The organism is Nocardioides sp. P5_C9_2, assembly GCF_054049555.1.
Genome location: NZ_JBFUMD010000241.1, coordinates 1 through 5,750 on the forward strand (window position 1 = coordinate 1; position 5,750 = coordinate 5,750).

The 5,750-nt window shown below is 71.9% G+C and carries 5 protein-coding genes; all 5 read right to left on the reverse strand.

Annotated features, from left to right (window positions below; translation table 11 throughout):
- Positions 1-1,266 (reverse strand): serine/threonine-protein kinase (locus ACXJKL_RS12800; protein WP_457207427.1); only part of this gene is annotated, 1,266 nt, incomplete at its 3' end.
- Entirely contained in the window at positions 1,263-2,723 is a 1,461-nt protein-coding gene (locus tag ACXJKL_RS12805) for a peptidoglycan D,D-transpeptidase FtsI family protein (RefSeq protein ID WP_457207428.1), read from the reverse strand. The genes ACXJKL_RS12805 and ACXJKL_RS12800, both read right to left, overlap by 4 nt.
- Positions 2,720-4,129, reverse strand: a complete 1,410-nt coding sequence (locus tag ACXJKL_RS12810) for an FtsW/RodA/SpoVE family cell cycle protein (protein ID WP_457207429.1) — start codon at positions 4,127-4,129, stop codon at positions 2,720-2,722. The genes ACXJKL_RS12805 and ACXJKL_RS12810 overlap by 4 nt, the downstream gene beginning before the upstream one ends.
- Positions 4,129-5,412 carry a PP2C family protein-serine/threonine phosphatase gene (locus tag ACXJKL_RS12815; RefSeq protein ID WP_457207430.1) on the reverse strand — a complete coding sequence of 428 codons (1,284 nt, stop codon included), beginning with the start codon at positions 5,410-5,412 and terminating at the stop codon, positions 4,129-4,131. Before ACXJKL_RS12815 ends, ACXJKL_RS12810 begins: the two co-directional genes overlap by 1 nt.
- A 13-nt stretch (positions 5,413-5,425) precedes the next feature.
- The coding region (locus ACXJKL_RS12820; protein ID WP_457207431.1) for an FHA domain-containing protein FhaB/FipA at positions 5,426-5,750 on the reverse strand (325 nt) is incomplete at its 5' end.

Below are 5,750 nucleotides of genomic sequence, written 5' to 3' on the forward strand. Positions count from 1 at the left end.
GTCCTTGAGCGCCGCCTCGACGTCCTTGACGTCGCGTCCGATGTACGCCGCCTCGTCGACCTCGACGGTCGTCTCGGTGGGCGTCTCGGTCGGGGTCTCGGACGGCGTGTCGGACGGGGTCTCGCTGGGCGTGCGGCTGGTCGTCTGCGAGGGGGTCGGTCGGTCCGGGGTGTCGTCGGTCGCGGGGTCGTCGCCGAGGACCTGGATCGCGACGAGGGCGGCCACCACGAGCCCGAGCCCGATGAGCGCCCACGGGAGCCACCCGGGCAGGCCGCCGGAGCGCCGCTCGTCGTCGGCACGCGCCGGGACCGGGGCCGCCGGGACGGGTGCGATGACCTGGGTGCGGGTCGGGTCGTCGGCGACCGGTCCGGGCGCGACGACGGGGGCCACGACCGTGGTGGCGCCGGTGACGCTCGACGGGTCGCGCAGCGCGGCCGCGAAGGCCGCGCCGTCGGCGTACCGCTCGGCGGGGTCCTTCGCCATCGAGCGGCGCACGACGGCGGCGAGGTCGGCCGGCACGGCGTCGGGCAGGTCCGGCACCGGCTCGCGCAGGTGCGCGATCGCGGTGGCCACGGGCGTGTCGGCGAGGAACGGCTTGCGCCCCGCCAGGCACTCGAAGGCCACGACCCCGAGGGCGTAGACGTCGGAGGCGCTCGTGGCCCGCTTGCCCTCGGCCTGCTCGGGCGAGATGTACGCCGGGGTGCCCATCACCTGGCCGGTCTCGGTCAGGGACATCCCCTCCGCCGCGCGGGCGATCCCGAAGTCGGTCACCTTGGTGCGACGGTCCGGGGTGACGATCAGGTTGCCGGGCTTGACGTCGCGGTGGACGATCCCGGCCGCGTGCGCCGCCCCGAGGGCGTCGGCGGCCTGGGAGAGCAGGTCGCGCACCACCGCGGGGTCCATCGGCGCGTCGGGTCGCAGCAGGTTCGAGAGGGGCTGGCCCTCGACCAGCTCCATGACCAGGAACGGGCGCGGCGAGGTCGATCCGTCCACCGGTGCGGCCTCGCCGAAGTCGAAGACGCCCGCGATCCCGGGGTGGTGGAGCGACGCGGCGTGCCGGGCCTCGGTCTCGAAGCGGGTGCGGAACAGGGCGTCGTCGGCGTACTCCGGCTTGAGGACCTTGATCGCCACCGGCCGCGACAGCACCGTGTCGGTGCCGCGCCAGACCTCGCCCATGCCGCCGGTCGCGATCCGGGAGACCAGCGCGTAGCGGTGGGAGTCGTCGGCGAAGCGCTCCGGGGTGCCGCCGGGAGGAGTGGTCGTCACGGGTTGAGCACCGCCTCCATGACCGCCTTGGCGATCGGCCCGCCGAGCCGGCCGCCCGCGATGTCGCCGGGCGCGGTGTCGCTGGACTGCACCAGCACCGCCACCGCCACCTTGGGGTCGTCGGCGGGCGCGAAGGAGGTGAACCAGGCGTACGGCGGTCGGGTGTCGGTGGACTCCGCGGTGCCGGTCTTGCCGGCCACCCGGACGCCGGGGATCGCGGCCGCGTAGGCGGTGCCGTCGTCGACGGTGGCGACCATCATCTCGGTCAGCTCCTCGGCGGTGCTGGGCGAGACGGCCTCGGACAGCTCGGACTCCGAGGTCTTGTCCAGCAGCGAGAGGTTGGGCGCGCGGACCTCGTCGACGACGTACGGACGCATCACGACGCCGTCGTTGGCGATGCCGGCCGAGACCATCGCCATCTGCAGGGGGGTGGCGGTGACGCTGGCCTGGCCGATGCCCGACAGCGCGGTCTGCGGCGGGTCCATGTCCGGGGGGTAGAGCGAGCGCGCCTGGCCGGGGAGGTCCTCCAGGGAGGTGGCGTTGAAGCCGAACTTCTCGGCCTGCTCGGTCATCGCGTCGATCCCGAGCTCGTCGGCCAGGGACATGAACGTCACGTTGCAGGACACCTGGAGGGCCTGGGTCAGGGTGATCCGGTTGCCGCCGCAGTTGYTGCCGCCCTCGTTGCCGACCTTGGTCGTCGACTGGGGCAGCTGGAAGGAGGTGCCGCCGGGCACCATCGACTGGGCGTCGTAGTCACCGGACTCGATGGCCGCCGCCGCGGTCACAAGCTTGAAGGTGGAGCCGGGCGGCAGGGTGGTGCTGATGCCCCGGTTGATGAGCGGCTCGGCCTCGTCCTCGAGGAGGGCGCTGTAGGTCTCCGACACGGCGCTGAAGTCGTGCGAGGCCATGGTGTTGGGGTCGTACGTCGGGTTGGAGACCAGCGCGAGGATCTTGCCGGTGGTCGGCTCGATGGCCACCACGGCGCCCTGCACGTCCTCGCCCAGGGCCCGCAGGCCCTCGAACGCCGCGGTCTGCGCGTCGGGGTCGATGGTGAGCTGGACGTTGCCGCCCTGGGGGTCGGTGTTGCTCAGCATGTCGACGAGGCGAGTGACGAAGAGCCGCGAGTCGTCGCCGGAGAGAACGTCGTTCTGGGAGCGCTCGATGCCGGTCTGGCTGTAGTAGGAGAAGTAGCCGGTCAGGGGGGCGTACTTGAAGGGCTGGGGGTAGGTGCGCTGGAAGTCGTAGCTGTCGTCGCTGGGCACGCTGCGCGCGACCGGGTCCTTGCCCACCAGGATCGCGCCGCGCTCGCGGGAGAACGCCGCGTTGATGACCCGCCGGTTCTGCGGGTCCGCGGTGAGCTCGCCGGAGCGGACGTACATCAGGTAGGTCGCGTTGAGCATCAGCGCGAGGAAGAGCACGAGGCAGAAGAGCGAGATCGTGCGGATCGGCTTGTTCATCTCAGCTTCACCACCTGGGTCGACTCGCTGTCGGAGCCGGTGTCGGAGTCGCTCGCGCTGGAGCGGGGGACGGGGCGCCGCGCCTGGTCGGAGATGCGCAGCAGGAGCGCGATCACCACCCAGTTGGCCACCAGCGACGAGCCGCCGTAGGACAGGAACGGTGTGGTGAGGCCGGTCAGCGGGATGAGGCCGGTGACGCCACCGACCACCACGAAGACCTGGAGGGCGAAGATGCTGCCGAGGCCGACGGCCATCAGCTTGCCGAAGCCGTCGCGGGAGATCAGGGCGATCCGCAGGGCCCGCTCCACGATCAGGCCGTAGCACACGATGATGGCCATGACCGCGGTCAGGCCGAGCTCCTCGCCGATCGCCGGCACGATGAAGTCGGACTCGGCGTAGGGGATGCGGCAGGGTGCGCCCCCACCGAAGCCGCGGCCGATGAGACCGCCCCAGCCCATCCCGAACAGGCCCTCGACGAGCTGGCCCGAGCCAGGGGTCTTGTCGTAGTAGGCCATCGGGTCGAGCCAGATGTTGACGCGGTTCTGGACGTGGCCGAACACCCGCCACCCGGCGAACGCGCCCACGGCGAACATGACCGAGCCGACCAGCAGCCAACCGGCCCGCTCGGTCGCGACGTACAGCATGATCAGGAAGATCCCGAAGAACAGCAGCGAGGACCCGAGGTCGCGCTGGAAGACCAGGATGAACATGCTGACGGCCCACATGCCCAGGATCGGGCCGAGGTCGCGACCCCGCGGCAGGTCGATGAACAGCACCCGGCGCCCGGCCAGCGCCAGGGCGTCACGGTGCAGCACGAGGTAGCCGGCGAACGCGATCACCAGCAGCACCTTGGCGACCTCGCCGGGCTGGAAGCTGAACGGCCCGAGGGAGATCCAGATCTTGGCGCCGTTGACGGTGTTGCCGACGATCGGGGCCATCGGCAGCAGCAGCAGGACGATCGCGGCCAGGCCGGTCGTGTAGGTGAACCGCTGCAGCAGCCGGTGGTCGCGCAGGAGGGCGAGGGTGGCGACGAAGAGCACCACGCCCAACGTCATCCAGATGAGCTGCTGGCGGGCGAACGTGTCGTTGTCGACGCACTGGCTGCTGTTGTCGAGGTCGAGGCGGTGGATGACCGCGAGACCGAGCCCGTTGAGCGCCGCGACGAGCGGCAGCAGCACCGGATCGGCGTACGGCGCGAAGATCCGGATCGCCACGTGCGCGATGACGATGAGGGCGGTGAGCCACCCGCCGTACCCGACGATGTCGGCCGGGATGGTGCCCTCCATGCCGAGTCCGACGGCGGCGTAGGCACCGATGCCGACCGCGAGCGCGAGCAGGAGCAGGAAGAGCTCCGCACCCCGGCGGCGCCGGTGCACGAATCCCATCAGTGTGTGGTCCTGGCTCATCAGCCGGCGTCCTGCGTGGGCACGTCCTGACGTGCGGCGTAGTTGTCCACGGTCGCCCGGGCGTCGTCGAGGTCGCTCGCCTCGATTCCGTCGGTCACCTGCTCGGCGTCGATCTCGCTGAGGTTGGCGACGTCGACGTCGGTGACCTCGTAGGGGTGCGAGACGTCCACACCGGGGATCTCGGCGTTGAGGCCGCGGAAGATGGTCACCTTGTCGTCGGAGACGCCGACGTAGAACTGTTGCTGGCTCCACGACCAGGCGACGGCCAGCGCCACCCAGACGACGCCGAGGAGGGCGGCGATCACGAGCAGGCGCTTGAGCCACGTGTGACGGACCGGCGGGCGGGGCGCGTAGCGCCGGGCCTCGGGGTCGATCGGGTCGGACGCGAAGGCGTGCAGGTCCGCGGGGACCCCGTCGGGGGCGTCGGTCACCGGGTCGATCTCGCCGGTGTCGCCGGCGCGGTGCCCCCGGAAGAGCCCGCGTCCGGCGGCCCCGCCGGACGCCTTGCGCGGCAGGTCGGCGGCGGCGCCCACCAGCAGCGGCTCGAGGGGCGGGTCGGGCTCGGTGTCGACCACGTCGGCCACCACGCAGGTGACGTTGTCGCTGCTGCCGGCCTCCAGGCTGGCGCGCACCAGCTCGACGGCGGCGTAGTCGGCGTTGCCCGAGGCGAGGATGTCGGCCATCCGAGCGTCGTCGAGGGTGCCGCAGGCCCCGTCGCTGCACAGCAGGATGCGGTCCCCGACCTCGACCGGGACCTCGAAGAGGTCGGGCTCCTCGTGCCTGATGCCGTCGAGCGCCTTGAGGATGAGGTTGCGGTTGGGGTGCACCCGCGACTCCTCCTCGGTGATCCGGCCCTCGTCGACGAGGCTCTGCACGAAGGTGTGGTCGTGGGTCAGCCGCCGCAGCTCGCCGCCGCGCAGGAGGTAGCCCCGGCTGTCGCCGAGGTGTCCGACGCCGAGCCGGCTGCCGTCGAAGAGCACGACCGTGGCGGTGGTGCTGGTGCCGTTGAGCTCCGGGTCCTCCTCGACCAGCTCGCCGATCCGGTCGTCCGCGCGGTGGATGGCGCCCGCCACCAGGGCGAGCAGGTCGTCGGTCGGCTCCACGTCGAGCTTGCGCAGCTGTTGTACGGCGGTGCTGCTGGCCAGGTCGCCCCGCGCGGCCCCGCCGACGCCGTCGCAGACCGTGAGCAGCCAGGGGCCGGCGTACCCGGAGTCCTGGTTGTCGCGACGGACGCGTCCGACGTCGGAGATGGCGGAGTACGCCAGGCGCAGCGGTCCGGTCATGGGAGGGCCGACCCTACTTCCGCAGCTCGAGGATGGTCTTGCCGATGCGCACCTGGATGCCCAGCCCGATGGTGGTGGGCTGGGTGATGCGCACCGATCCGACGTAGGTGCCGTTGGTGGAGCCGAGGTCCTCGACGAACCAGTCCTCGCCGCTCGCGGCCACCCGGGCGTGCCGGGTGGAGACGTAGTCGTCGTCGAGCCGGATGGCGGCGTCGCTGCCGCGCCCGATGAGGAGCGGGGCGTCGTCGAGCTCGGCGCGGGCGCCGGTGTTGTCGCCCTCGACCACGATCAGGTGGGTCGGCGAGCCGCGTCGCCGCGACGGCGGCTTGGGCTTGCTG

Excerpts from the sequence above, each read along its gene's own strand:
- ACXJKL_RS12810 (WP_457207429.1), bottom strand. The coding sequence starts at position 4,129 with ATGAGCCAGGACCACACACTGATGGGATTCGTGCACCGGCGCCGCCGG.
- ACXJKL_RS12815 (WP_457207430.1), bottom strand. The coding sequence starts at position 5,412 with ATGACCGGACCGCTGCGCCTGGCGTACTCCGCCATCTCCGACGTCGGA.